Genomic DNA, 24,995 nt, shown 5'->3' on the forward strand with positions numbered 1-24,995 from the left:
TATAAAATGCTATATATAATCATGTAAACAATGTAATATCAGTAACTTACAAGATATACATAAATTAAAAGTATATATGGCCATATTTTAATTATATAAATATATATAAGTTTAATTACAATAAATAAAAATAAATAGAATAAATTTAAATTAAATAAACATCAAACAGCCATTATTTTTAATAAGATTTATTAATTTTCATGAAAATTATTAATTTTAAAAAATAAAAATAATCAAAAATGCAAAATATAACTAAGCCCATCTATATATCATGGTTTAAAAACATAAATTATTCCAAAAGATAATGTTTATTACAAATTTAAATCAAAAATAATCAACATGAATAAGAAAATGTTGGGAATAATACTTCTCATAATCATTATTATTGCAGGAATTATTGTTTTGAACTTAACAAAAGAAGACGTTTTTCTTGAAGTCCATGGTGAAAAAATACAGAATTCCACAAACATATTTGTTGTCACAACAATTACAGATAGCCAGGGCAACACCATCGATACGGATTTCGGAAAGGTTGATGTGGAACTGCTAGACAAATATGGAGATACCGGAGTAATATGCGAGGACTGCCCGGTTGAAGACGGAAAATCAATAATTGTTGACTACTACGGACCTTACAGATATGTTGTTCACTATGATGGAGGATACTTTTTTAATCCAGCTGACTCATCAGGAGATTTGGAAATTAAAAATAATACAGATTTAACATATGAGGATATAACAAGAAGCTTTTAGTGATTAGTTAAAATCCTAAAAGTATTTTAATTCCAATTAAAATAAGAATAACACCACCGAGAATTTGGAACTTGTCACCAACATAATCTCCAAGTTTTTTACCAATAAAAATACCAACTATACTGAATATGAATGCAACTATACCTATAATTGCTGAAGATATTAAAATAGGATCTTTTATAAGTGCAATTGCTATTCCAACTGCAAAAGCATCAATACTTGTAGCTATCGCAAGTAATGTGACTTCCTTGAATGAAAAATTATCCGTGATTTCATCATCATCTGAAGTTAAACTTTCACGAATCATATTCAATCCTATCGCCAAGAGTAAAACAAAGCCAATGACTGAGGCCAATGATTCAACAATGGAGGCTATTGCAGTTCCACAGAAGTATCCTAAAATGGGCATTAAGGCCTGAAACCCTCCAAAAAATAAACCATAATATAATATTTGCGAGTTTGTAATATTTTTCTGTGTAAAACCCTTTGTCATAGATACACTGAATGCATCCATTGCAAGAGCAACAGCAATTAATAATGTTGAAATCAGATTAAAGGACATTAAATAATTTTATGTTAATTATTTTATTTATAATTGATATTAATCAAATATGTTTAAATAATATTACATTTAAATATAATTTTGAGGTGAAAAATCTATGAAATCAAAAAGACTAGCAGTAATATTTCTTCTTTTTGCACTTCTTATAGCAACAACTAGTGTTGCATTCGCTTCAAGCGATATGGATAGTGTCGATGATGATTCAGATTTCATTGATATAGATATTCCTGATGAAGATTTGGATGATTCCGATGATTTTAGCGATAATCTGGATGATTCTGATGACTGGGATGATGATGACTCCGATGACTGGGATGATGATGACGACGACTCAGAAGACTGGGACGACGATGACTCCGACGATTGGGATGATGATGACGACTCAGAAGACTGGGACGACGATGACTCCGATGACTGGGATGATGATGAGGACTCAGAAGACTGGGACAGCGATGAAGACTATTTATATGAATTTGAAACAGGTTCTTTCATGGCGACAGGTCTCGGTTCTGCAGCATTCTTTGAAGCTTCGGATGTCTTAGGAGATAATTTTCAATCTGTTTCAAAAAATATTGATTTAAATCAAATTGCTTTTGAAAATCAAAATAACACTAGTGTTAATACTGATAATAACAATACCAATACCGTAAATATTCAATCAAACTCTAATTTGAATATTTTGACTATATTATTCTTCATGTTACTTGGTATTATAATGTTATTATAAGAATTTTAATTAGGAAAAATTATTTTCCTAATCCCTTATTTTTTAAAACATCACAATATTGAACTCTTTGACCTACAATTCAACATTTTAACCAAAACCAAATCTCTTAGATTACTACCAAACGGTTTTTGATCTAAATGCTACAGTTGTATATATCAAAAATAGTAATATAATCTTTTCATATTTATCACCATTATTATTAAATATGTTCAATTTACTTATATATTAATATGAAGGATATCTTTGATTTTTGTGAGTTTGGAGATTTGAAGCTTAACAGCAGAATAGTCAGAACTGGCCTCTGGGAGTCTCAAAGGGAGAAATCAGGAAATTTCACTCCTGAGATATATGACCGCTATGAAAACATTGCTGCAAGCGGTGTTGGTTTGATAATTACAGAGTTAATCTCATTGTATCCTCGCGATTCCTTTTCTAAATATTCGCATACCATGCACTATAAACAGTTTGTTCGTGAAGCAAAGGACTTAACAGACCTTGTCCACATATATGATGTTCCTATTTTCGGGCAATTAGGTTTTGTTCAATACAACAAGAAAACAGAGCAGAACATGCACGTTGAAGACATCTCCCTGGAAGACATTAGAAAAATTCAAACAGATATGGTAATAGCCTGCCAAAAACTTGATTATGCAGGTTTTGACGGTGTTCAGCTTGCTTTAGGAAACTATTATTTTCTCTCAAGATTCATCAATCCCACTTTCAACACAAGAGAAGATGAGTTCGGCGGAAATACATTCAACCGCTTGAGAATCGTTTTGGAAATCATTAAGGTTGTAAAGGACAATACTGACCTGCATATTAACTGCCGGTTAAACGCCTTTGATGGAACTACAAATGGAATGACTCTTGATGAGACAATTGAGATTGCAAAGTTGCTTGAAAAGTATGGTTGTGATTCACTTCAAATCACCCGTACACGTTCACCGCAGTTTTTCACCCGTGAAAACAAGGATAAAAATCCCTTAATTGAAGCTACCGACAAGATTATTGACAACGTTAACATTCCAGTTATTTTAGGTGGTGGGGTTAACTCACAAAAACAGGTTAATGACTTGTTCAAGAGTTCAAAAGTGGAGTTCGTTTCCATGCAAAGGCCTTTTGTAGCTGATTCCAGTTTTTTGGTTGATTGGCAAATCAAGGGAAATGGCGAAAGCAAATGCAAAACCTGCAATAACTGCTACTGGAAGAAAACGTCAACATGTTTCATCAGGCCCTGTAAAATAGATTAAAAAAAAAGAAAAGATGAGTACTCAATTAGAATGTTTGAGTACCGCTTTCAGGGGACAGGTAAACGCTTTGTGAATCTAAAAGAGTAGTTCCTGATTCATCGTATAGGTTAATTTCTGCAAAGTCAGGATAGTATTTGTATGCATCTGCACTTTTAACATCAATATAACCGTCTGATTTTACATGATTTGGAACCATGTTTCCATGATTTAAAAGATTTCCATCCCGAGAATAATAAATTTGAATTGTAACCTTTTCACCTGCATGTTCAGTTCCAACATATATGCTTGCATATGTTAAATCCTCCTCTGCACTTCCGGTTGAAAAGCTACCTCCCTTGATAGTCATGGATTGGGTTTTAGGAGCACTTTGAGAAGTTTGGGTGGCCTGCTTTATTTGATTGTCATCAACGTCTGTGTTAATATCCTGACTATCATCCTGCTGATTGTTGTTGCTAAAACCGTAAATGTATACAAAAGCACCTGCCAAAACAACAGCAATTACAATCAAAGTGATGATAATGATTTTGGTTGTATTATCACCGGATTTTTCTTTGCTGATATTTGCCATCACCTTTTCGTGACTTACAGTATTGTTTTTAAGAGGTGTTCCGCACTTTTTACAGAATTTTGCTCCATCATTATTTTCACTGTTACAATTAGGACAATACATATTCTAACACCTATAGTTAATAATATGTTACTTGAAATATTAAATTTTACTGATAGGTGCGAAATTTTTCAATGAAATGAGTTAATTCTTCCTGGATTTGAGCCAATGTTACGATTGGCTTATATGTAATTAATGAATTCAAGGATATAAGAAGTGGAATTGCTTCGCCTACTTTTATGTTTGAAAATTCAAGGTCCTGATAGATGATTTTGAAATTGCCATTAAGATGCTCTTGGATAATGACACCAGTTGGAAGAAAGCTGATTTCTTCCTTTTCAATTAGCTCTTCCAGGTCCCCTGTACCCTCAAGAATATCCTCAAATTCTATTTTATCCTTACTCAGGAGAGGATTTAAAAAGTCAAAATGAATATCATACTCATATAGCGCATGATCTTTGAAATAACTGTCAACCATCAGGTAGTTAATGTATAACTCATGGTTTAAGATAGAATATTTCTTGTTGTTTAGGATGAATTCCATGATTTTAGTTTTATTAAAAAAAGTATAAAAAACTAGTTAATTAAAACTAGTCTTTTTGTGCATATTTTTTATCTGATATCTTCTTGAATTCCCTAATAAAGATTCTTGCCCAGATGAAACCTATGGTTCCTCCAACAAAACAACCCAGGATTACACCGGCATATATTCCAGTGAGTCCCCATCCGAATATAAAAGCGAATATGTATGCAAATACTGTTTCAAGGATTAAAGACCTTAAAAGAGTAATTAAAAGGGAGTTTATTCCTTTTCCTATGCCCTGAAACATCATTGATGACATGATCCCGTGTGGAATTGCAAGTACAAACAGGCTCAATACAGAAATCGCAGATGCAATTTCAGGTGCAAGTGATGCGCTTGCTGCAGTATATGAAAATATTGAAGCCAAATAGTATGAGCATACAAACATAAGTATTCCAAGAATTATTGATATTGCAAATCCAAGTTTAATTGAATATGTATGGGCAATCTTCAGGTTGTTAGGATTTCCTGCTCCATAAGAAACTCCTGCAACTGTTAAAACTGCTGTTCCAAGACCTATCAATGGAATCATTGCCAATTGAACGATCCTCATGGATGCAGTATATACTGCTACAGCTGTTGTTCCTGCAATAATTACAAGCATACTGTTGATAATAACCGCTAAAATTGAAAATATTATTGTTTCAAGGGTTGATGGAATGGCAACTTGCATGATATCTGTTATCATTGAGGACTGATAGTCAAAGTTTTTAGGTGACAAATCTAAATACAGGTCCCTTTTACCCCACATCCAATAACTCATTATGATACATGAAAGGGATGCTGATATTACAGTTGCCCATGCAGCTCCTGCAATTCCAAGATTAAGGACATATATGAATATCGGGTCCAAAATAATATTCATCACTGCTGTTACTGCAATTGCGATTGTAGCTCTTTTCATATCTCCTTCCGCCCTGAATATGGAAGAGGCAACTCCTGAATACACAAATATGAACAGGAATCCGAATATGATATAACTGTACTGCTCTGCAATGCCTATTGTTTTTCCTGCTCCCATAGCCACCAATATGGGATTCATGAACACTTCAATTAGAACAGTAAATATTAATGATATAACTACAGACAGTAAGATACCGTGAAGTGCAGCATTATTTGCCTGACTGTAATTTTTAGAACCGATGTATCTTGCAATGAGTGAGTTTGCACCAGAACCTATACCGTTACCCAATCCGACCAATACCATAAATAATGGTGTGATAAATCCGATTGCGGCAAGTGCATCTGCACCGAGTCCGGCTACCCAAATACTGTCTGCAAGATTATAAAACATAATCAAAAGCATAGAAAGCATCATTGGAATGGCAAGCTTTACTATTGCCTTTTTTGGATCTCCCGTAATCATTTCAATATTCTTTGATTTACTCATTTATTTATTTCCCCCTAATTTTATTCTGTAGTGTTTTTATCTGTTTTTAATGTTATAATCTTTAAATAATTTCATTTTCTCCTGAAATCTTTTTGAATTTGTAAATGAATGATTTTGCCATGATGAAAGCACATATTCCCCCAACAAAACAACCGAATATCGAACCGGCATATATTCCTGTAACTCCCCATCCGAACACAAAGCCGAACAGGTATGAGAATATACTTCCTAAAAGCAAGAATCTCATAAATCCAATTAACAGAGAATACAATCCTTTACCGACACCCTGAAACATCATTGAAGACATGACCCCCATTGGAATTACAAACAAATATAGTGTCAGGATTGAAATAGCAGTTGAAATATCCGGTAAAAGGGATGCACTTGCAGTAGAATATGCAAATACTGAAGCCAATTGAGGTGAGAATATAACCATAAGCACTGCAATCACTGTTGATATTGCCAATCCAAATTTGATTGAATAGGAATAAGCGACATTTAAGTTTTCCGGATTTGATGCTCCATATGAAACACCTGAAACAGTCAACAAAGCAGTACTAATACCGGACAATGGAATCTGAGATACTTGTGACATCCTTAAAGCTACTGTATATATGGCCACAGCTGATGTTCCATCAACAATTGCAAGCATATTGTTGACTACGACTCCAAATGCTGAAATCAAAATGTTTTCCAATGTTGACGGCACGGCAATATAGAGCGTATCGTACACCATTGATGAGCGATAGTTGAAGTTTTTAAATGACAAATCAAGGAACATATCCTTTTTGACAAACATCCAGTAGGCCATTACTATAGCTGAAAGGGATGCCGCCAATACTGTAGCCCAACCGGCTCCTGCAATTCCCCAACCGAAAACATAAATGAATATTGGATCCAAAACAATGTTAAGGATTGCTGCAAGCACAATTGGTATTGTACCTCTTTTCATATCCCCTTCAGACCTAAATATTGAAGATGCAACAGCTATAAATATAAACACAAATATGAATGAGAATATGATGATACTGTACTGTCCGGCAATTTCAAGTGTTTTTCCAGCACCCAGAACCATCAAAATCGGATCCATTAATCCTACAAGTACGACTGTGGAAATAATGGAAATTACAACTGACAAAAGGACGCCATGAAGTGCAGCATTATTTGCCTGAGCGTAGTCTTTAGAACCTATATATCTTGCAATGAGAGAATTTGCTCCTGCACCTATACCATTACCAAGTCCAATCAAAACCATATACATAGGTGAGATGAATCCTATTGCAGCCAATGCATCAGGACCAATTCCGGCAACCCAGATACTGTCTGCAAGATTATATAACGTGAGCAAAAACATGGTAAGCATCATAGGAACTGAAAGCTTAACAATTGCCCTTTTAGGGTCTCCGGTAATCAGTTCAATGTTTCCTGTTTTACTCATTACCTGCCTCTCCGTTGTTAAATTCCATTGCATTTACAAATATGTCCTTTAATGATTCGTTCAATAAGAGTTTATGCTCTTTTGTGTAATCTTTAAATACTTCACTTTCCCATTTGTTCAAAATTTTAATTGAATCGTCCAAAATAGATTTGCCTTTAGGGGTGAGAGAAATCTTGTTTTGGCGTCTGTTGGCCTCGTCGATTTCTCGAACTATTAGTTCATTATCCTCAAGTTTCTTGATGGATCTTGCAACAGCACCCTTATTAATGTTGCATCTTTTAGCAATCTTTTCCTGATTGATATTGCTTTGATTTGATATTTCAAAAAGCAAATGCAGTTGAGATGAATTGATACCGAATTCCTTCAGATTGTGGTTCAGGTATATTTGCTGGCTTTTGGCAATCATAGAAATTAATCTTCCGACCGGAAAAGTAGAAACATCAATATCTGTCAATTCTTCAAGTGTCATGATAATTCCTTAAAAATAATCTTAATCCAAAAATGAAGTTAAGTCATATTCACCGTGCTTTACCTGTTTTGTTGTAATGGCAATTGTCTTTAACGGTTTTTTGGAGTATTTCTCCATTTGGGAAAAACTTGATTCAAAACCACTGCTTCCCGCTGTCAAGAAGAATTTGACTTCACTGAATTTTCCTTCATTTTGCTTTAAGTATGAAATCAATGGATTTGCTGCCTTTGAAGCCCATACAGGTGCTCCAAGATACACTATATCATAATCTTTTGGGTCATATTTCAACGGTTCCAAATCAACAATTTTTGCTGATGCACCGTCCTTTATTCCTCTTGCATAACCCAATTTTCCATTATAGTTGACCTTAGGGACAACTTCCTCGATATCACAATCCAGCTTATTAGCTATTTCCTGTGCTACTTTTTGTGTTATTTTTGTTCTTGTATAATAAACTACTAATGATTTCATAACTATGATATTGGATGGCATAGTATATAAATGTTGCAATGACAACTATTGACTTTGCAACAATCATCGCTTCATAAGTCTTATTAATTTAAACAAATAAAATTATTTTTATGGAAAAATTGAAAATTGCAGAAACAATCTCCACAATAAACAATCCCCCAATAATATGCATACCATTATTTCTTATTATCTGTATAATATTATCCTTTGAAAATGGTGCATTTAACATATCTTCATTTATAGTTTTGGAGCTGATTTCACTTGTTTTTGCCTCAGCACTGCCAATGGCAATCATTTTATACTGGGCAAAGAAACTGGGAACCGACAAGGACATATCAAACAGAAGCGACCGATACACTCCACTGATTGTAGGAATCATTTCATATTTCATCGGATTTCTGGTATCCATGATTGTTAATGCAAATCACTTTTTGACAATTCTACTTTTATGCTATTCAATAAACACAGGTGTCGTGCTTCTAATTACATTAAAATGGAAAATAAGCGTCCACACCACAGGACTGTCAGGCCCTGTAGGTGCATTGATTCTACTTTTGGGTCCTTTTGGAGCACTTTTTGGAATAATCTATCCAGTATTGATCTGGTCACGTGTAACATTAAAAAAACATACAATGGCCCAGGCAATATGCGGTGGCGTTCAGGGATTTTTCCTCACCGTTTTGGAGTTTTATCTCTTCAACTGGCTTTTTAAATTTAATGTTGTCGGCATTACTCCATTGAATGATTGCATATTCTACATATTGGCCATTATAATCACACCAATCATATTGGGCGTGTTAAGCTATATCGACATTAAAAACAAGAAATGGGTGTTCTGGACACTTGAAATAATCAGTATTGCTGGTTTTTATCTTTTAGGTTCATTTGAAGTATTCATAATATTCATACTTGTAAGTCTAACAAGTATCCTGATTAGTTTAGGTGCTGGCAGTGATTATTTATGGTATAATGTATTAAAAAATAGGATTTAAAGATATATGTTGATATATCTCTAATCTGCGAATTTTCCCAAAAATTCCTTCATTCTTTGATTATCTGATGAGAATACTTCATCAGGTGTGCCCTCTTCTACAATAACTCCATCATCCATGAATATAATGTGGTCTGACACATTACGGGCAAAGTTCATTTCGTGAGTTACGATAACCATTGTCATTTTCTCAGCGGCCAGCTGTTTAATAACGGTTAAAATCTCACCGGTTAGTTCAGGGTCAAGCGCTGAGGTCGGTTCATCAAAAAACAGTATATCAGGATTCATTGCAAGGGCTCTTGCAATTGATACCCTTTGCTGCTGACCTCCAGACAGCTCACACGGATAAGCGTCTTCCTTGTCTTCCAAACCCATCTTTTTGAGCAATTCACGGGCATGGGCAACAGCCTCTTTTTTATTCTGTTTTTGAACTTTTATTGGTGCATTGGTAATGTTTTTCATTACGGAGTGATGTGGGAACAAATTAAAATCTTGGAATACAAGTCCGAATGTTCCATCAAAATTAATCTCACCACTATCCTGTTGGTCCAGATTTGTGATACATCTAAGCAATGTTGATTTACCTGATCCTGAAGGACCAATGATTGACAATACGTCTCCTCTTTCAACTGAAAGGGAAATGTCTTTTAATACAACATTGTCTCCAAAACTTTTTTTAAGATTTTTAATTTCAAGTAAACTCATAAATACCCCTCAGTCATAATAACTTAACCTATTTTCCAAGTGTTCCATTGCAAATGCCACTATTATATTGAATATGTAATAGAATAGACCTGCAACGAGCAATGCCGCAATGGAAGCATCAGCAGCTGCAATCTGTTTTGCTACTGTAAACATTTCCGGAATTGCAATTACAAATGAAAGAGAAGTATCTTTTACAAGAGTAATCACTTCATTGGTTACGGAAGGAAGAATTATCTTAAAGACTTGTGGCAGGATAATTATAAAGAATGTTTCAACCTTACTGTATCCTAGCACTTGAGCCGCTTCATATTGGCCTTTTGGTATAGCTTCGATTCCTCCCCTGTAGATTTCTGCAAAATATGCTGCATAGTTAATGGTAAATGCAATGATGACTGCAATAAACCTGTAATCGGAAGAAAGGCTCATACCGAATATGTAATATGGAGCGAAAAACACTACAATTAATTGTAACATTAATGGTGTACCCCTCATGATTGAAATATAAATCTTCATCAACCATCTTAATGGTCCAAATTTACTCATTCTTCCCCAGGCTATAACCAAACCTAAAGGAAGAGAGAATAAAAGAGTAAGTAAGAATATTTCAATTGAGGTAACCATACCTCCAAGTAATTGTGAAATAACATTACTCAATATCATTTTTTCTAATTCTCCCCTCTACACCAATTTAATCTATTTTGTGATTAAAGATCCAGGAACACCAGAATCACTGTATTTTTCAGCGATTTTAGCAACAGTTCCGTCTTTAAACATTTCATCTAATGTTTCTTGTACTTGGTCTCTTAAAGCATCATTACCTTTTTTGAATCCAATACCATATTGTTCGGATGAAATAATTTCATCTAAGATAGTGAAATCATCTGAATTGTCTTTGGATGATACTTGGTATTGTGCAACACCGATATCGATTGCAACAGCATCACATACACCGGATTCTAAGTCCATGAATGCGGTGTTATAATCTGCTACTTCGGTTAATTGTTTGAAGGTGTCTGCAAGAGTTTTGTTATCTTCTTGAAGAGCTGCAAGTGCAGATGAATCTTTTTGTGTTTCTACGATTTTACCTTCAAGGTCAGCTAATGATTTAATTCCTGAATCAGATTTTACAACAACAACTTGTTTGTTGTCAATGTAAGGTTCAGACCAGGTGTAGTCATCTTCTCTTCCGTTGATGGTAAATCCGTTCCAAATACAGTCAATAGAACCGGAATCGATTTCAGCATCTTTTGCATCCCAATCGATTGGCTGTTTGACTAAAGTCCAATTGTTTCTGTTACAAACTTCCTGAGCTAAATCTAAGTCGAAACCGACATAGTTTCCGCTGTCATCTTTATATCCGTATGGAGGGAATTCTGCATCGAAACCCACGATGAAAGTGTTGTCATCGTTTGCAACTTGGTCAGAGTTGTTTCCTCCTAGGAAATCAAATAAACCTGCGCTTGCAGTACCAGCCATCAATAAGGCAATTACTGCTAAAGCTACAATAAAACCTATTTTTTTATTCATTTTAAAACACCAATATAGTTATAACTATCTCTCGTAGAATTAATTCTACTGGTTAATATTTTATTTTTTTATATATTTATATTATATTGATTTGTTCAATTGAATTAAGAAAAACAGCATATTTTATACAGATTCATAAAAATAGTAAATAAAAATTATATCAATATCCAAATCTATGAATTTTATTAAATCAATTAATGGTTTGTTTAAAAAAAGTCTAAAAAATATTTAAAAAAAAATATGAGATATTCTAATATGAATATCCATCATCAACAGTGAAAGGAACTGAAGATTTTGCTTCGGATAGGAACAGTGTCCCATTGAAATTGGCATGAACAGTATATTCACCATTATCCAAGGCTGTTAAAGGCACATTTCCACAACCATTGGAATCTGTAGTTACTGAATACTTGTAGGCCCATCCGGAGTCATCCAAGATTTTAACTTCAATCTGTTGGTCTGGATAGACGTTTCTGTAACTGTCCTTTAACTGTATGGTAATGTCGTCTCCGTTCTGCATTGAATCGTTTGCAACAATCTCTATTTTTGTATCAACATGGTTAGCTGATATGAACATGAAAGCACCAACACCAACAACAAGAAGCACAATCACTATTGCAATAATTATCTTTTTAATATCCATAAAATCACCTATTTATTGTGAACAAGCAATACATCAATGTCTGAGGTTTTAAGAACTTCCTCGGCAACACTTCCAATAATGAATCTGTGAAGACCACTCTTACCTGATGCGGATATTACAATAAGCTCCACACCTTCATCTTCTGCGACCTTATTTATTGTTTCAGCCGGAAAACCGGTCTTTACAACACCTCTAACATTAAGACTATTATCAAATTTGGCAACCATCTTAGCTACATTTTCTTTAGCTTCCTCCAACATCTCCGCATTAACTTTCCTGACATTTTTCCTGCTTTGAAATGCGCTTGATGTTAATTTGCCTGCAACTGAGATAACAATGATTTCACCATCATCAGCGATTAAGTTTGATACTCTTTCGATTTCCTGGTCGGCATAGCCTGACCCATCAGTTGGGAGTAAAATTTTTTTATACATTTAAACACCTTTCTATAAAGTTAATATAACATTTATCATTATTAGTTATTATAAGTTTAGTGATATCCCGAATATCTTGAAATGAATGGAATCTTTGATATTGCCAGGACAACCATCCAACAGGCAATGAAAACAATCACCGTAAGAACACAAACAAGAATCAGCGTTTCAAGACCTGTAAATTTGTAGTTTCTTAATATACACCTTAAAGGTTCAATTAGAGTATGATGGAAGAGATACATTCCATAACTTGCCTGACTGATTGACAATATAAATGCGTTAACCTTGTTTCCTGTTAAAAATGAGCTGAGGATATTGTCTGTTGAGTAGATATATCTGATTATTAAAAAGAGTGCTGAAGCCTGCACGATTTGTAAAAAGCCCATGTCAATGTATGAAGCGACAATCATTGATCTTGTGGCCTCATAGTTTTCAGTTAATGGAAGCGGAAGATATCCAAGTGAACCTGCCATCTTAAGCAGGGTTGCTCCAATGAAAAATAGGATGGCAATCTTATAGATTCTGTTTGAAAAATCTTTATGGGAAAGCCAATAGCCTAAAATCAGATAGGCAATCGGAGATACAAACAGGTTCAAATTGATGTATGGCCTTAACTTCAAAACCAAAATGATTTGATATAAGATGGATGCGAAAACTAAAACATACAGGAAATACTCAATTTCCTTAAATGAGGAATGTAGGATGAACTTGTTTATTACAGGTATTGCCAGATAGAGAGTCAATATTGTCCAGAAATACCAGTTATAATTTAAAGGCAATCTTAAAAGCCATTTTTCAAGCATTCCAAAACCGGTCACATAACTCATGAGAAGGAACAATACCACAGCATAGATTATCATGTATAAAATGAACGGAAAAGTCAACCTTGTGAATCTTCTTTTTAGGAAATCGGTCAGTTGAATGTCACGGCCCAAAAGCAAAGCTCCACTTATCATTAAAAAAACTGGAACTGCATATTCAAATATTTCCGATAGACTTATGACCTTAAAGTTAATTAATGTGGTGCTTGCAGGGAAACTTTGAAAAACGTGGAGGATGATGACTCCAAAAATAGCAAGAAACCTAAGTGTATCGTAATATTTAATTCTCTCCATACACTTAGATTAGTAAGCAATCAATTATTAAGTTAACTGTTTTACAATAACTTTTCAATTGCCTTTTTGACATCTCCCATGGCTTCTGTCGGTTCAAATCTTTGAACAACATTTCCTTCACGGTCAACGAGAAACTTGGTGAAGTTCCATTTAATGTCATTGTTGTCCTTGTAGTGTCTGTCGACAGCTTTTAGGACAAGCTTGAGTTTGGTGGCTCCTTTTCCTGTGATTTCCTTGAAAGGCTGTTCTTCCTTTAGGTATTCATATAACGGGTCTGCATTTTCACCATTGACATCAATCTTTTCAAAAATTGTGTATGGAACAAGCCATTTGGATCTGCACACTTCAGTAATCTCTTCGGTTGTTCCCGGAGCCTGGCCTCCAAACTGATTGCATGGAAAGTCAAGAATTTCAAAACCCCTTTCATTAAATTCGGAATAGATATCATTCAATTCTGTGTATTGTGGTGTAAATCCGCATTTGATTGCGGAATTAACAATCAAAAGTACTTTACCTGAGTATTCACTTAAAGAAACATCGTTTCCTTCACCATCTTTAACTGTAAAATTATATACTGACATATAATTCCTCCTAATAGTTAAATATATTTTAAAAAAGTTAATATTTAAATCTTTTTAATCAACAAAATTTAAAAATTATTAAAACAAATATTGAATTATGACAAGACAGGAAAAAATCGTCAAAACCAGTATAATAGGCATTGTCGTTAATCTGATACTTGTTGCCTTCAAGGCCACAATCGGCATTCTCGTTAACTCAATTGCAATTACATTGGATGCTGTAAACAACCTGACTGATGCATTATCATCAATCATTACAATCATAGGTGCAAAACTGGCCGGAAAGGCGCCTGACAAAAACCATCCATATGGATATGGCCGTATTGAATACTTTTCATCAGTAATCATTGCAGCCATTGTGCTTTGGGCGGGAATAACCGCACTTATGGAGTCCTGGCCTAAGATATTCAATCCAGACGTTACATCCTATACTACTGTTTCACTTATAATCATTGCAGTGGCCGTTGTCGTTAAGATTGTCCTTGGAAAGTACGTTAAAAGGGTTGGGGAAAATATTAACTCACAGGCCCTTGTGGCATCAGGAAGTGACGCTCTATTTGATGCGATACTGTCACTTTCAACATTGATTGCAGCTATCATTTCCATATTCTGGCACATATCCCTTGAAGGAATCCTGGGTGTAATCATATCAATTGTAATCATCAAGGCAAGTATTGACATGTTAAGAGAAACCGTTGACTCAATGATCGGTTCCAGGGTTGACTCTGAGCTTTCACGCAAAATAAAAGAATCAATTTGTGAAGTTCCAGGAGTTTACGGCGCATATGACCTGAGCCTTCACAACTACGGACCTGAAGACATGCAGGGATCAGTCCACGTTGAAGTTGACGACACATTATCCGCTTTGGAAATTCATAATCTTACAAGAAATATTGCCATAAAGATTTTTGAAGAGTTTTCAATCATTCTAACCGTCGGAATATATGCAAGAAACGATAAACATCATGAGATTCGAGAGGATTTGGAAAAGATTGCATCCGAATATGAGGAAGTGCTTGAGATTCACGGGTTTATCGTATTTGAAGAGATGAATCTTGCAACATTCGACATCATTGTCGACTTTGATGCCGACCGTGAAAAAGTCAAAAATGAAATATCCGATAAAATCAAACAGCTACACCCGCAATTCAACTATATCATTATAGATGACTACGATGTGAGTGATTAATTATATATAAGAAAAATCAAAAAGTAATGTAGGTGATAAATATGGAGACTAAAAATATACTTTTAATTGTTATCGTCATCCTTGTTGTAGCCCTTATCGGACTTGCAGCATATATCTACATGAGCGATAGCACACCAGATATAAATACAATCGCCGAAAACAATAGCAGTAAAACAAATACATCTGTAAATAACACAACTGATGTTATAATCATCGGCAATGAAACTCCAAAAATTAATGATACAAACAACAACACCACCTACAGAGTATACAATCCTCAAAGCGATTCATATGTAACCGTTATCGGTGAAGGATATGACGCTGAAGTGGACAGATGGTATACCTATGATACAGATGGTGTAAGATATTACAACACAAGAATTAAGTAAGCTTAATTCTTCTTTTTTTATTTTTTTTTAGAAAAATACCGAATTTACAAGATTATCACGGTATGTGGTTTCATCCTTTAAGCTTTCTATGTGATGGATAACATTCAGTTTCAAATCCTCTAATTTTATTCTAACTTCAAGATCGTTGAAGTCCACCTGAAACTTGAAAATGTATTTTACTTCCATTTCATAATTATATATTATCCAATTTGGCCCTGCAATGTCTAGAAGTTGAACGGACCATTTGGACATTATTTCATTAATCTGAGCTGAGACCTGCTCAACATCAAAATCCTCATCAAAGTCAAAGATTTTCATTGATAGAGTCCTTCTGAATCTTTTTGTGGTATTTCAAAGTCAATATCCTCTTTGTTGAATACACCAAATGCGGTTAATTCACTTTTCAATATTGACATTGCCTGAGATACTTCATCGTTTTCAATGGACATGATAGCAACGTTGAGCCATTCTTCATCTTCTGATAAATAAATGCAAGGCTCGAATAGTTGGAACTTTGAAATCAAAGTCAAAAGAAGTTCGTTTATGTCCTGCTCATTTCCTGTATGTTCTAAGTTTAGCTGTAAAATTCTTTCCTTAATATTCATGATCTAACCTTTTTTCATATTCAATTAATTTATCAACGTTAAGAGCTGCCTGGGCGAAACCCTCTGTTAAAATCAGCCATATTGAACGAATCAAACCGTCATCAGAGAGTTTGTTGCAGTTTTCCAAGACAAGCATTTTGTAGTTTGGTCCTTCCACAACATCACTTCTGAACTGCTTTTTGATGTCCTCTCTTAAATCCCAGTCAATGAATGACTCCAAAATGTCTTTGATTGAATTTGCAAATGTATTTCCGATTGATTTGGTAATCTCAATATCTTCCTTATCCATTTCACCATCAAGGGACCTTTCAATCTGGATAAATGACGAATAATCCTGATAACCATATATGGTAAAGCGTCCTTCAACTGTGTGGGCCGAATACTCATCAATCAATTGTGTAAACGGTGAATAAGACAGTATGAATATGGCTATTGATTCAACAAAAGAATTTTTAGTACAGTCCAGAACCTTGCATATTATCCTGGTTATAATCTCCTTTAGCAGGAAATGTGCCAGTTCATGGATTATGGTTGTAATCTGAAGGGATACAGTCTGGCGGTCATCGACGGTTATCCTGTCAAACTCGAAATATCCAAGCTCCTGGCCATAGGACTTGTAGTCGACATCAACAAATGATTTTGCAAAAAGAAGTATACTGTCAAGGACATCCAGATCATCGAGAGAAAGTTCATTAGCCTTAATTAAATTGTCCATGTTTTTAAGTGCGGTTTTATTAATGTCTTTTATGATTTTGTCATAATCTTCAATTGTGAATTTGAGTTCACTGATTTTTAGGAAATTATCCTCCACAAATATCTCATCAAAATTATCAAAGCTGTTTTTGGCCTTGAAAGTGAACTTGGGGTTTGTTTTAATGTCCCTTACCTGGATTTTATCTTCAATTTTTTTGAGCCGAACACCGCATTCAATACAGAAGTTTTCCTCTCCGGAGTATTTTGTGTTGCATTTTGGACAGTATTTCTCTTCAATCAAAATGCATTCACACATATCTGCTTTTTCTACATAGATATCACTCAAACAGACTGATTCATGTAAAACAGCAGGTGGATGGAGTATGCCATCAATTAAAGAGGTTTTTTCCTCATCAACCTGAATATAACCTGATAATTTCTTGAGATTCATAAATAATCACTTAAAACTGTAAAAAATGATATTATCCAAACATCAATTGCAACAATTAAAACATTTGTTGAAAAATTATTTAAATAATTTTTCAGCTAATTCTTCAGGGCTTCTGTAATAGTCAACTTTCAGTACAGTCATCAACAATGGCGGTGCTCCTACAAGCTGTGACATTGAATACAATGGCAGGAATGCCCTTTCGGCACCCCTTTCAACACAAATTTTTAATTTTTCGGGTAAATTTTGTGAATTTTCCTCATCGAGTATAACTGTAGCGTCAGGTAACATTTGATTTCTTTTGATTGATTCATTTGCTACAAATTCCGCCAAATCAAAGTTAGTAGTTTCACATTCACCTGTCAAATTATTGATGGTTTTTTCATTATTTTTGATAGTAATATTGAAGATGTCAACACCATCTATGAAGTGCACACAACCGATTTCATTTACAAATTCAATCGAGTCAACTTCCTCTTCAACTTCATCTTCGATTTCTTCAACAAAGTCATCTTCAACTTCATCTTCATTGGCAATGACTTTCAAAAGACGAATGATTTCCTCATTCTGCCTTTCAATGTTCCTGTTGATTTTGATTAACTCGGACAATTCTGACATATTATAGAATATAATCCTTTTTGTTATTATAATTTTTTAACAGAAAATGTAGAAGATGGAAGTCGAGAGTTTCTCATCGTTTGCAAACCTCTCAAAGCCCAGTGAGTATTTCAATAGTTTTGATCTTGGAATGAGCACATTGTCGCTTTCGGGATTTAAAACAATACCGTCCATGTCCTCTGTGAGGACAAAATTGACTAGAGTTGCAAGGTTTATGATTTGACTGTACTTGAACTTGTCTGTTTTAACATGTTTAAGCTTGTCTTCACTTGAAAAAATAGTTGCATAAACCCCTCCGATGCGGTCTGTGTACATCTGCGCCAGCGGGCCATAATCTTTTAGTGAAATCATTCCGTTTTCAGCCATCGGGTCGAGATTGGAATCCGCAAGCATTAAAGTTAAAATTGTTGAACTGGAAAGCTTTTCAAAGAGGCCTTCATAATCTCCAATGTTATTTTTGTCAGCTATGAAATCCTCCAAATCCCTGTTGTCGATGCTGTTTTTAATTTCTAAGAGTTCCTCTTTTGAGTAAGCATCAGGTGAGTAGAAATTTGTCTTTGGAATGTTTTTGATTGATAAAATAAACTCCTTTGAGAACAGGTATTTCTCAGAGGCGGGATTTAATATATAACCCTCAATGTCAGAAGTCTTCAAGACATTCTGATAAAGTTCAAAGGAGTTTTCAAGAAAAATAATGTCATCATCCCTGAAGAATTTATGAAATTCATCAGGGTCTGTGAAAAGCGGGGTGAACTTTGAGCCTTCCTCTTCATATATTATGAAGTTAAGGGTGCCGTTTTCACTTTTGGCGGGAATTAATAAATTAGAATATCTGAATTCATTGATTAACTTTGACAATAAGTTTTCAGTCAGTTTATTGTCGTTTGAATATATATCTTCAATTACTGTTCTTAAGTGTTTGTGATTAGTCATTGGATTTTAGTTTGTTTTAATTACAATATATAATTAACAATGAATACTATTAAGGAGACTGCAAAAAGAACAATTACAATTTTGTTGTTTTTTCCACGGTTTACGTATATTAAAATTCCCAAAATAACAATTAGGATTAAATTTACAGTAGTCAACAATGTCAACAACATATCTATCACCATTTAGTTAAATATTACAAATCAAAAACAATTTAAAAGAATGTGAATTAATGGAATTTTAAATCACATCACTAATCATAGAAATCGGGATCGGCATATCCCAATTCATCGACTTCATCGAAATTTAGGTCGTCATCGTCATCATAAATATTTTCCCCAATCAGGAGAATCAGACAAGTCTGAACCACATTCCTCACAGGTTGCCCTGGAGGAATCGTTCAGGTGTCCGCAAACGTCACATGTTATCATTATGTCACCTCAGTTGTTTTCAACTTTTGAAATTCCATCCTCTTTTTTAACCTTGATTAGATTGCTTGCAGCAGCCTCAAGCTCTGCATCGTGTGTTACGATAATCATTTGAGGGATAACTTTCATGCTTCTTAGCACTTCAATCAGTTCCTGCTTACGGTAACTGTCAAGATGGATTGTCGGCTCATCCAAAAGGATTGTTTCAATCATTCCTTTTGACATTACCTGTGTGATTCCAAGCCTTAGTGATAATGCAATTGCGATTTCCTCACCGCCGCTCACCATATCCAGCTTGACTTCCCCTTCAGGTCCGAAGATGGATATGTTGTAGTCATCGTCCAGTACAAGATCTGAGTAGTTGAAGTTGAACTTTTCAAAGAAGTCCCTGGTGTACTTCTGTATCAGAGGTTTTGATTGTGCCCTCAGCTCTTTTTGAATACCGTCCTTACTGTAATGCCATCTGAAGTCATCCAAAAGGTCAATGTAGTCGTTTAGGGCATCATACTGTTTAATATGATTGTTGTTTTCAGAGATTTTAGCCCTGATTTCTGTGATTTTTTCTTCATTGGTTTTAATCAGGGTTTCATTTACCTTAATGTTGGCATCCAGTGAATTGAATTTTTTAGTTAAATCCTCAACTGACAGATTTAACTCCTCATGGGTTTTCTCATCATATTCACAGGAATCAATGGTTTTTTGAATGCCTTCTATTTCTGCGGTTTTGGATGCGATTTCCTCACCGTTTGTTTTTATTGTGTTTTCAACTTCCTCTTTCCTGTTGACTGAACCTGTTAAAAACTTGTATTGAGCGTCCTTTTTGGTTAATTCGCCAATTTTTCTGTTAAGTTCATCTTCTGTGATTTCAAGAGAAAGTGCAGAATCGATGGAAATGAAGTTTTCAAGCTCTTTTTTGGTATCTTTGATGTTATTGTTGATGCTTTCAAGTTCCGCTTTGAGTTTATCTTCATCTTCAAGTGAACTTATGATTGTTTGGGCCTTGACATATTCATCATAATGGCTCTTTAGACTGTTGAACTCCTCAAGTTTTGATTGAAGTACAACTTGGAGTTCCTCAAGCTTTTGTCTTTTTTCCTGAGTCTGGTTTATTTGAAGGTTAATTGCTTCAAGTTCACCATTTGATTTGGTGATTTGGCCTGTGTAAATTTCCATCTGTTTAGTTTCATTAATTATTGATTTCAAATCATCCAGATTAGCTTTGACAGTGTCTTTCTTATTGTTTGAATCCTCAATCAGCTTTGAAAGCTCTTCGATTCTCTGACTGTTTGATGAAATGGTGCCCTCATAATAGTTTATGAGCTCTTCCTTTTTAGCCTCACTAATCTCTGATTGACAGGTTGGACATTTGTTTTCAACCTTTCTGATATCATCCAAGGGTTCTGTTAGGGAATCTGACTGCTGGGCAAGCCTTACCTTTTCATCGTTGAAGCCTTTAAGCTCCGTGTCAATTTTTGTGATTTCATCCTCTTTTGTTTTTATTAAACTTGAAACGTTTACATTCAGCTCTTTTAATTCACTGAATTCCAATTCATAATCTTTTAGGATTTCATTGGTCTTGTTAAAAAATGAATCCAGCTTCTGGTTCATTTGAGTGATTTCATCTGAAATGGTGTTTTTCCTGTTTTTCAAATCACCGGCAAGCTTAAGTTCTGAGGTGAGTTCGGTTTCCTGGATTTTCAGCTGACCAATGTCATCATTAAGTTCAATGTATTTGTCATGAGCCTCCTTTTCGGTTATGAGAATCTCATTGTTGGAAGTAATTTTGTTGATGATTTCTGTTTTTGCCAAATGATCCTTTTTAAGGCCATTGTATAGAATATAGGATTCCTTGAACTTCCTTGAGTTTTCAAGCTGCTCGCAGTAAGGCTTTAGAATTTCCATCTGCTTTTCATTTTCCAAAATATTATTTAACTCCGAATCCAGTTTTTCTTTTGTCTGGTTTAATTTAAAGAGATTTTCATCCTGGTGTGTTTTTTCCAAGTTCAACTTGGTGAATTTCTCCTTAAGTAAGTCCAAATCCTCTTTTTTTCTGGTTTTTTCATCCAGATTGGATTTTATTTCTTTGAGGTTTTCCTTTAATGTGATATCTTTTTGAAGCAAATCATCATGTTCTTTTGTGATAGTGTTTAACTGGTCGTTGAGTTCAACCTCATTTACAATCTTACCGCTTAAAACATCCCTTTGGCTTTTCCTTTCATTGGTGATTTCTGGAATCCTCTTATAAGCATTTTCCAAATCGTCAAGTTTTAAAAGTTGTCCTATGAGTTTTTTCCTTTCAGCAGGCTGTTTATCTATTAAATCAGAAATTTGACCCTGTCTTACATGGATTGCATTTAAGAATGTACTTGAATCCATACTCAATATCACTTCGATTTCATGGTCAACCTCCTTGATTTTGGTGGAGATGATTTCCTCACCCAAATCTGTGATTCTGATTAGTCTTGCTGATGATTTGACCTTGTCATTGTTTTTTTTGACTTTACGCTCAACCCGATAGTCAACACCATGTGAATTGAATGTTAATTTAACTTCCATTTCTATTTTTGATGAAATTCCTTTATTGGTTCTCACCAAATCGGCATTGTTTAAATCTGACTGTTTGAAAAGTGCAAATGTGATTGCTTCAAATATTGATGATTTACCGGCACCATTTTCACCAACTATTAAAGTTATTCCGGTGTTGAAGTCAATGGTTGTGTTTGCATGGGACTTGAAGTTTTTAAGTTCAAGTTTTTTAAATATCATTGTCCGACCTCCTCATCTTCAAAAGGATAATGATTGTTGAAATAATCATCTGAGAGGAATCTTGCATCATCAACCCTGTTTCGGGATAAGTTTTCAAGCAAGTCAACTGATAAATTTGCAATTGCCTCATCTCCATATTTTTCAGAGATTTTATGCTTAAGAAATGATTTTGGCTCCAGAATGTCACCTGAGGGTAAGTTGCCACTTTTCAATTCATTTTCAGGAGTATAGGAAATCCTTAAATTCAGTGTGTAATCACTGAGCTGGTCCTGGATGAATTCATGAACATCAGAATTAACTGCATTTCCACCAAAAACAGAAACTATAATTAACGGTTTTTTATCCAAATCCTTAATATAATCTTTTAGATAGGCCAGCTTGTCATGGAGTTCCTCATATTTTATGTTTACAGCAAACTGTTTTCTTTCAAGATCTACTTTAACCCTTTCAACAACAGGTTTATCACCGGACATGTCAACAATACAGAATCCCTTATTGTCACTTTGTGCAATTTCCTTTGACCTGTTGATTTCCATAGATCCGGGATAAATCAGCTTGCCTTTGCCATAATCCGCTTCAATGTATGGGTGCAGGTGTCCCATTGCATAATATGTGAAGTTATCTGGAAGTTCACTGAATTCCAATTCATAGGCATCTTCCTTATCCAGAAATGTTTTGATTGCCTGGTGTAAAACGATAATTGATTTTTGATGATTTTGGGCTTTATTTGAGAAGTTTTCCAAAAACATCTCCAGTGCGGCTTTCTGTGAACTTGGAATGTACTGGAATCCGCAGATATAAATGTCACCTTCCATGAAATCATTATTGTATCTCAATACCTTAAGTCCCAAATCCTCAAAGAGATCCACAGGTGGCTTGATACCCTTTCTCATTATGATATCATGATTTCCAGGAATTGCATACATCGGTATTCCTGCATTGTTCAGCTTTAAAAGGTTTTTTTGAAATGCAAGCAATGCATTTGTTGATGGCCTTTGAGAGTCAAACAAATCCCCGCTGTGGATTACAAAATCAACCCCACTTTCTATAATTTTATCAATGGTTTTATCAAAGATTTCGTAATAATCCTCTTCCCTTTCAAATATTCCGTACTGTCTGTTTCCCAAATGAGTATCTGATAAATGTGCAAAACGCATCAACTCACCTCTTAACCGAACTGGCTTTCAAATTCAAGAAGCTGTCTTTTCTTATCTGCTTCTTTAGATTCCTTTTGTGATTTCCATTCACTTATGATGTCCAAATCACCGCCACGTTGTCTTCCCTTGAACTCATCGATTTTAACAAGTGTAGGTATTTTGGTCATAAGTCCCAATAATAAAGCCTCACCAATATTTAGTGAAGGTAACTGATGTACCAGATCCTCGCTTAGGCTTTCACTTGCTGTTTGAACATGTCTTTGGTCCTGCGGTTCTACCAAACGTAGGATAATCATATTGTTTGCCTGTGAAAGTGTTTCACTGTCAACGGACTTTGGAGACTGACTGACCAGACATAAACCTAATCCGAATTTACGCCCTTCCCTTGCAATACGGGTAATCCAATACTTGGAATTCGGATTTCTATTTTTCGGAGCCAGAATATGTGCCTCCTCAACAACAAAGAATACAGGATAGGACAATGCCTTTTCATTATTGTTTCTAACAAAATCCTTCCTGCTTTTTAAAGCTCGCCTTAAGATATGTGCAACCAGCACTTCTGCTGTATTTTCATCGACCTGACCCAAATCAAGTACATTGGCAACTCCAGGCTTGATTTCACCTAAAATGTCACCGACATAAATGTTCAATAATCTATCATATTTTGAAACAAGATCATCCATCTTGTTGTAGACATCCATTATGTCTTTAGCAGTCTTTTTATCATTACTTCCTTCTGCTTCCTGACGTTTTTCATCTAAAATTATCTGAATAAGCTTTATAAAATCAGTAGACTCCTGAGTTCCTTGCTCAATTCTTTTATTTGCTTCTTTAAATGCATCTCTAAAGTGTCTTTCCTGAATGGATGCATTTGAAGGAATATTTGCAAGCTTTTTGATTTCACTGAATTCCATGTTTTGAGGATTAATCATAGGCTCTATGACATTTACACTGCCGTTTGTAAACTCAGCATCAACGTATTCTGAGTGCATATCAAAAATAAGCATGCACCCGTTCTTTTCTAAAAGTCCGTCGATAATGACAGATACTGCATTTGATTTACCAGCTCCGGTCATTGCAAGAATTGCCAGATGTCTTGAGACCATCTTGTTTACGTCAACCTCGACGCTGACATTTTCCTGATTGATTAGATGACCTAACTTAAGTGAGTTTTCAACCTTGAATATTTTATTTAAAACTTCGTCTGATGCGACTTTTATTTCTGTTCCGGGCGGTGCGGGGGTTCTTGGGATTTTAAGATTGTCATTAATGTCTCCAAGTATTCTTATAGAACCTTTAATGTAATAGTCATCCCCCTCAATCTGTCTGATTTTTGCTACTGTGTCAGGATTGTAGATTTCACCGTTAAGAGAAACACTTCCACGAACCAGTAATTCAATCATTCCCAGGATGATTTTACCGTCATACTCTAAAGTAACATATTCCCCCACTTTAGGCATTTCTTTTGATATAAAACTAACTTCTACAAGTGATGTTTCACCAATACATCGTCCAATCATTTTATC

28 protein-coding genes are annotated in these 24,995 nt (G+C 34.9%); 6 read left to right on the forward strand and 22 right to left on the reverse strand.

Going from position 1 to position 24,995, the window contains the following annotated elements; all coding sequences use genetic code 11:
- The first annotated feature begins 339 nt into the window (after positions 1–339).
- Positions 340–753, forward strand: a complete 414-nt coding sequence (locus tag ACKI32_RS05445) for a hypothetical protein (protein WP_407414286.1) — start codon at positions 340–342, stop codon at positions 751–753.
- Positions 754–760: 7 nt separating this feature from the next.
- Here the strand turns inward: ACKI32_RS05445 and ACKI32_RS05450 are convergent, their stop codons facing one another.
- Positions 761–1,315: a manganese efflux pump MntP family protein gene (locus ACKI32_RS05450; RefSeq protein WP_407414288.1), complete on the reverse strand. Its 555-nt coding sequence runs from the start codon at positions 1,313–1,315 to the stop codon at positions 761–763.
- Between the two features lie 97 nt (positions 1,316–1,412).
- On the opposite strand from ACKI32_RS05450, the gene ACKI32_RS05455 reads away from it, so the two are divergent.
- Positions 1,413–2,042, forward strand: a complete 630-nt coding sequence (locus tag ACKI32_RS05455; RefSeq protein ID WP_407414290.1) for a hypothetical protein — start codon at positions 1,413–1,415, stop codon at positions 2,040–2,042.
- A 230-nt stretch (positions 2,043–2,272) separates the two neighbouring features.
- Positions 2,273–3,292, forward strand: coding sequence for an NADH-dependent flavin oxidoreductase (locus ACKI32_RS05460; protein ID WP_407414292.1), 1,020 nt, complete (start codon positions 2,273–2,275; stop codon positions 3,290–3,292).
- A 25-nt stretch (positions 3,293–3,317) separates the two neighbouring features.
- On the opposite strand, the gene ACKI32_RS05465 is transcribed toward ACKI32_RS05460, so the two are convergent.
- The 6 genes from ACKI32_RS05465 to ACKI32_RS05490 all read right to left on the reverse strand — a co-directional run bounded on the left by ACKI32_RS05465 (position 3,318) and on the right by ACKI32_RS05490 (position 8,250).
- On the reverse strand, positions 3,318–3,962 hold the full coding sequence (locus ACKI32_RS05465) for a zinc ribbon domain-containing protein (RefSeq protein ID WP_407414294.1): 645 nt from the start codon (positions 3,960–3,962) through the stop codon (positions 3,318–3,320).
- Between the two features lie 46 nt (positions 3,963–4,008).
- Positions 4,009–4,443, reverse strand: a complete 435-nt coding sequence (locus ACKI32_RS05470; RefSeq protein WP_407414296.1) for a hypothetical protein — start codon at positions 4,441–4,443, stop codon at positions 4,009–4,011.
- Between the two features lie 46 nt (positions 4,444–4,489).
- Positions 4,490–5,872 (reverse strand): MATE family efflux transporter, encoded by a 1,383-nt coding sequence (locus ACKI32_RS05475; RefSeq protein WP_407414298.1) that lies wholly within the window; start codon positions 5,870–5,872, stop codon positions 4,490–4,492.
- Between the two features lie 61 nt (positions 5,873–5,933).
- Entirely contained in the window at positions 5,934–7,310 is a 1,377-nt protein-coding gene (locus tag ACKI32_RS05480; RefSeq protein WP_407414300.1) for an MATE family efflux transporter, read from the reverse strand.
- Complete coding sequence (locus ACKI32_RS05485) at positions 7,303–7,779, reverse strand: MarR family winged helix-turn-helix transcriptional regulator (protein WP_407414302.1); 477 nt, start codon at positions 7,777–7,779, stop codon at positions 7,303–7,305. The genes ACKI32_RS05480 and ACKI32_RS05485 overlap by 8 nt, the downstream gene beginning before the upstream one ends.
- A 21-nt stretch (positions 7,780–7,800) precedes the next feature.
- The gene (locus tag ACKI32_RS05490) at positions 7,801–8,250 is read right to left on the reverse strand and encodes a flavodoxin family protein (protein WP_407414304.1); all 450 of its coding nucleotides are present in this window, start codon (positions 8,248–8,250) and stop codon (positions 7,801–7,803) included.
- 110 nt (positions 8,251–8,360) lie between these two features.
- Between ACKI32_RS05490 and ACKI32_RS05495 the strand changes: the two genes are divergently transcribed.
- Positions 8,361–9,242, forward strand: a complete 882-nt coding sequence (locus ACKI32_RS05495; protein ID WP_407414306.1) for a hypothetical protein — start codon at positions 8,361–8,363, stop codon at positions 9,240–9,242.
- Positions 9,243–9,262: 20 nt separating this feature from the next.
- Here ACKI32_RS05495 and ACKI32_RS05500 read toward each other — a convergent pair whose 3' ends face one another.
- The 7 genes from ACKI32_RS05500 to ACKI32_RS05530 form a co-directional block, all read right to left on the reverse strand.
- Positions 9,263–9,946, reverse strand: coding sequence for an amino acid ABC transporter ATP-binding protein (locus tag ACKI32_RS05500; protein WP_407414308.1), 684 nt, complete (start codon positions 9,944–9,946; stop codon positions 9,263–9,265).
- A gap of 9 nt (positions 9,947–9,955) precedes the next feature.
- Positions 9,956–10,606 carry an amino acid ABC transporter permease gene (locus ACKI32_RS05505; protein ID WP_407414310.1) on the reverse strand — a complete coding sequence of 217 codons (651 nt, stop codon included), beginning with the start codon at positions 10,604–10,606 and terminating at the stop codon, positions 9,956–9,958.
- 33 nt (positions 10,607–10,639) lie between these two features.
- Entirely contained in the window at positions 10,640–11,473 is an 834-nt protein-coding gene (locus tag ACKI32_RS05510; protein ID WP_407414312.1) for an amino acid ABC transporter substrate-binding protein, read from the reverse strand.
- Positions 11,474–11,723: 250 nt separating this feature from the next.
- Positions 11,724–12,116 carry a hypothetical protein gene (locus ACKI32_RS05515; protein WP_407414314.1) on the reverse strand — a complete coding sequence of 131 codons (393 nt, stop codon included), beginning with the start codon at positions 12,114–12,116 and terminating at the stop codon, positions 11,724–11,726.
- A gap of 8 nt (positions 12,117–12,124) precedes the next feature.
- On the reverse strand, positions 12,125–12,550 hold the full coding sequence (locus tag ACKI32_RS05520; RefSeq protein WP_407414316.1) for a universal stress protein: 426 nt from the start codon (positions 12,548–12,550) through the stop codon (positions 12,125–12,127).
- Between the two features lie 56 nt (positions 12,551–12,606).
- A complete protein-coding gene (locus ACKI32_RS05525) occupies positions 12,607–13,665 on the reverse strand; it encodes an acyltransferase (RefSeq protein WP_407414318.1) in 1,059 nt (352 codons plus the stop codon).
- A 41-nt stretch (positions 13,666–13,706) separates the two neighbouring features.
- Positions 13,707–14,246, reverse strand: coding sequence for a glutathione peroxidase (locus tag ACKI32_RS05530; protein WP_407414320.1), 540 nt, complete (start codon positions 14,244–14,246; stop codon positions 13,707–13,709).
- A 97-nt stretch (positions 14,247–14,343) separates the two neighbouring features.
- Between ACKI32_RS05530 and ACKI32_RS05535 the strand changes: the two genes are divergently transcribed.
- Together ACKI32_RS05535 and ACKI32_RS05540 are read left to right on the forward strand one after the other, a co-directional pair.
- A complete protein-coding gene (locus tag ACKI32_RS05535; RefSeq protein WP_407414322.1) occupies positions 14,344–15,435 on the forward strand; it encodes a cation diffusion facilitator family transporter in 1,092 nt (363 codons plus the stop codon).
- Positions 15,436–15,476: 41 nt separating this feature from the next.
- On the forward strand, positions 15,477–15,824 hold the full coding sequence (locus ACKI32_RS05540) for a hypothetical protein (RefSeq protein WP_407414324.1): 348 nt from the start codon (positions 15,477–15,479) through the stop codon (positions 15,822–15,824).
- A gap of 27 nt (positions 15,825–15,851) precedes the next feature.
- Here the strand turns inward: ACKI32_RS05540 and ACKI32_RS05545 are convergent, their stop codons facing one another.
- The 8 genes from ACKI32_RS05545 to ACKI32_RS05580 form a co-directional block, all read right to left on the reverse strand.
- Positions 15,852–16,142: a hypothetical protein gene (locus ACKI32_RS05545; protein WP_407414326.1), complete on the reverse strand. Its 291-nt coding sequence runs from the start codon at positions 16,140–16,142 to the stop codon at positions 15,852–15,854.
- The gene (locus tag ACKI32_RS05550) at positions 16,139–16,429 is read right to left on the reverse strand and encodes a hypothetical protein (RefSeq protein WP_407414328.1); all 291 of its coding nucleotides are present in this window, start codon (positions 16,427–16,429) and stop codon (positions 16,139–16,141) included. Before ACKI32_RS05550 ends, ACKI32_RS05545 begins: the two co-directional genes overlap by 4 nt.
- Positions 16,419–17,573 carry a zinc ribbon domain-containing protein gene (locus ACKI32_RS05555; RefSeq protein ID WP_407414330.1) on the reverse strand — a complete coding sequence of 385 codons (1,155 nt, stop codon included), beginning with the start codon at positions 17,571–17,573 and terminating at the stop codon, positions 16,419–16,421. The genes ACKI32_RS05550 and ACKI32_RS05555 overlap by 11 nt, the downstream gene beginning before the upstream one ends.
- A gap of 75 nt (positions 17,574–17,648) precedes the next feature.
- Positions 17,649–18,188: a hypothetical protein gene (locus ACKI32_RS05560; protein WP_407414332.1), complete on the reverse strand. Its 540-nt coding sequence runs from the start codon at positions 18,186–18,188 to the stop codon at positions 17,649–17,651.
- A gap of 36 nt (positions 18,189–18,224) precedes the next feature.
- Positions 18,225–19,121, reverse strand: a complete 897-nt coding sequence (locus ACKI32_RS05565; RefSeq protein ID WP_407414334.1) for an SseB family protein — start codon at positions 19,119–19,121, stop codon at positions 18,225–18,227.
- A gap of 437 nt (positions 19,122–19,558) precedes the next feature.
- Positions 19,559–22,312, reverse strand: coding sequence for an AAA family ATPase (locus ACKI32_RS05570; RefSeq protein WP_407414336.1), 2,754 nt, complete (start codon positions 22,310–22,312; stop codon positions 19,559–19,561).
- Positions 22,309–23,469: an exonuclease SbcCD subunit D gene (locus ACKI32_RS05575; RefSeq protein WP_407414338.1), complete on the reverse strand. Its 1,161-nt coding sequence runs from the start codon at positions 23,467–23,469 to the stop codon at positions 22,309–22,311. Before ACKI32_RS05575 ends, ACKI32_RS05570 begins: the two co-directional genes overlap by 4 nt.
- Positions 23,470–23,480: 11 nt before the next feature.
- Positions 23,481–24,989 carry a helicase HerA domain-containing protein gene (locus ACKI32_RS05580; protein ID WP_407414340.1) on the reverse strand — a complete coding sequence of 503 codons (1,509 nt, stop codon included), beginning with the start codon at positions 24,987–24,989 and terminating at the stop codon, positions 23,481–23,483.
- Positions 24,990–24,995 lie beyond the last annotated feature (6 nt).

It is taken from the genome of Methanobrevibacter sp. (genome assembly GCF_045611865.1).
In the GTDB taxonomy this organism is placed as follows: domain Archaea; phylum Methanobacteriota; class Methanobacteria; order Methanobacteriales; family Methanobacteriaceae; genus Methanocatella.

Bases quoted from the DNA above. Each gene is read 5' to 3' on its own strand.
- ACKI32_RS05480 (WP_407414300.1), bottom strand. From the start codon at position 7,310: ATGAGTAAAACAGGAAACATTGAACTGATTACCGGAGACCCTAAAAGG.
- ACKI32_RS05580 (WP_407414340.1), bottom strand. From the start codon at position 24,989: ATGATTGGACGATGTATTGGTGAAACATCACTTGTAGAAGTTAGTTTT.
- ACKI32_RS05450 (WP_407414288.1), bottom strand. From the start codon at position 1,315: ATGTCCTTTAATCTGATTTCAACATTATTAATTGCTGTTGCTCTTGCA.
- ACKI32_RS05535 (WP_407414322.1), top strand. From the start codon at position 14,344: ATGACAAGACAGGAAAAAATCGTCAAAACCAGTATAATAGGCATTGTC.
- ACKI32_RS05530 (WP_407414320.1), bottom strand. From the start codon at position 14,246: ATGTCAGTATATAATTTTACAGTTAAAGATGGTGAAGGAAACGATGTT.
- ACKI32_RS05455 (WP_407414290.1), top strand. From the start codon at position 1,413: ATGAAATCAAAAAGACTAGCAGTAATATTTCTTCTTTTTGCACTTCTT.
- ACKI32_RS05505 (WP_407414310.1), bottom strand. From the start codon at position 10,606: ATGATATTGAGTAATGTTATTTCACAATTACTTGGAGGTATGGTTACC.
- ACKI32_RS05475 (WP_407414298.1), bottom strand. From the start codon at position 5,872: ATGAGTAAATCAAAGAATATTGAAATGATTACGGGAGATCCAAAAAAG.
- ACKI32_RS05500 (WP_407414308.1), bottom strand. From the start codon at position 9,946: ATGAGTTTACTTGAAATTAAAAATCTTAAAAAAAGTTTTGGAGACAAT.
- ACKI32_RS05555 (WP_407414330.1), bottom strand. From the start codon at position 17,573: ATGAATCTCAAGAAATTATCAGGTTATATTCAGGTTGATGAGGAAAAA.
- ACKI32_RS05465 (WP_407414294.1), bottom strand. From the start codon at position 3,962: ATGTATTGTCCTAATTGTAACAGTGAAAATAATGATGGAGCAAAATTC.
- ACKI32_RS05510 (WP_407414312.1), bottom strand. From the start codon at position 11,473: ATGAATAAAAAAATAGGTTTTATTGTAGCTTTAGCAGTAATTGCCTTA.
- ACKI32_RS05545 (WP_407414326.1), bottom strand. From the start codon at position 16,142: ATGAAAATCTTTGACTTTGATGAGGATTTTGATGTTGAGCAGGTCTCA.
- ACKI32_RS05575 (WP_407414338.1), bottom strand. From the start codon at position 23,469: ATGCGTTTTGCACATTTATCAGATACTCATTTGGGAAACAGACAGTAC.
- ACKI32_RS05520 (WP_407414316.1), bottom strand. From the start codon at position 12,550: ATGTATAAAAAAATTTTACTCCCAACTGATGGGTCAGGCTATGCCGAC.
- ACKI32_RS05540 (WP_407414324.1), top strand. From the start codon at position 15,477: ATGGAGACTAAAAATATACTTTTAATTGTTATCGTCATCCTTGTTGTA.
- ACKI32_RS05550 (WP_407414328.1), bottom strand. From the start codon at position 16,429: ATGAATATTAAGGAAAGAATTTTACAGCTAAACTTAGAACATACAGGA.
- ACKI32_RS05445 (WP_407414286.1), top strand. From the start codon at position 340: ATGAATAAGAAAATGTTGGGAATAATACTTCTCATAATCATTATTATT.
- ACKI32_RS05515 (WP_407414314.1), bottom strand. From the start codon at position 12,116: ATGGATATTAAAAAGATAATTATTGCAATAGTGATTGTGCTTCTTGTT.
- ACKI32_RS05565 (WP_407414334.1), bottom strand. From the start codon at position 19,121: ATGACTAATCACAAACACTTAAGAACAGTAATTGAAGATATATATTCA.
- ACKI32_RS05460 (WP_407414292.1), top strand. From the start codon at position 2,273: ATGAAGGATATCTTTGATTTTTGTGAGTTTGGAGATTTGAAGCTTAAC.
- ACKI32_RS05495 (WP_407414306.1), top strand. From the start codon at position 8,361: ATGGAAAAATTGAAAATTGCAGAAACAATCTCCACAATAAACAATCCC.
- ACKI32_RS05490 (WP_407414304.1), bottom strand. From the start codon at position 8,250: ATGAAATCATTAGTAGTTTATTATACAAGAACAAAAATAACACAAAAA.
- ACKI32_RS05485 (WP_407414302.1), bottom strand. From the start codon at position 7,779: ATGACACTTGAAGAATTGACAGATATTGATGTTTCTACTTTTCCGGTC.
- ACKI32_RS05570 (WP_407414336.1), bottom strand. From the start codon at position 22,312: ATGATATTTAAAAAACTTGAACTTAAAAACTTCAAGTCCCATGCAAAC.
- ACKI32_RS05525 (WP_407414318.1), bottom strand. From the start codon at position 13,665: ATGGAGAGAATTAAATATTACGATACACTTAGGTTTCTTGCTATTTTT.
- ACKI32_RS05560 (WP_407414332.1), bottom strand. From the start codon at position 18,188: ATGTCAGAATTGTCCGAGTTAATCAAAATCAACAGGAACATTGAAAGG.
- ACKI32_RS05470 (WP_407414296.1), bottom strand. From the start codon at position 4,443: ATGGAATTCATCCTAAACAACAAGAAATATTCTATCTTAAACCATGAG.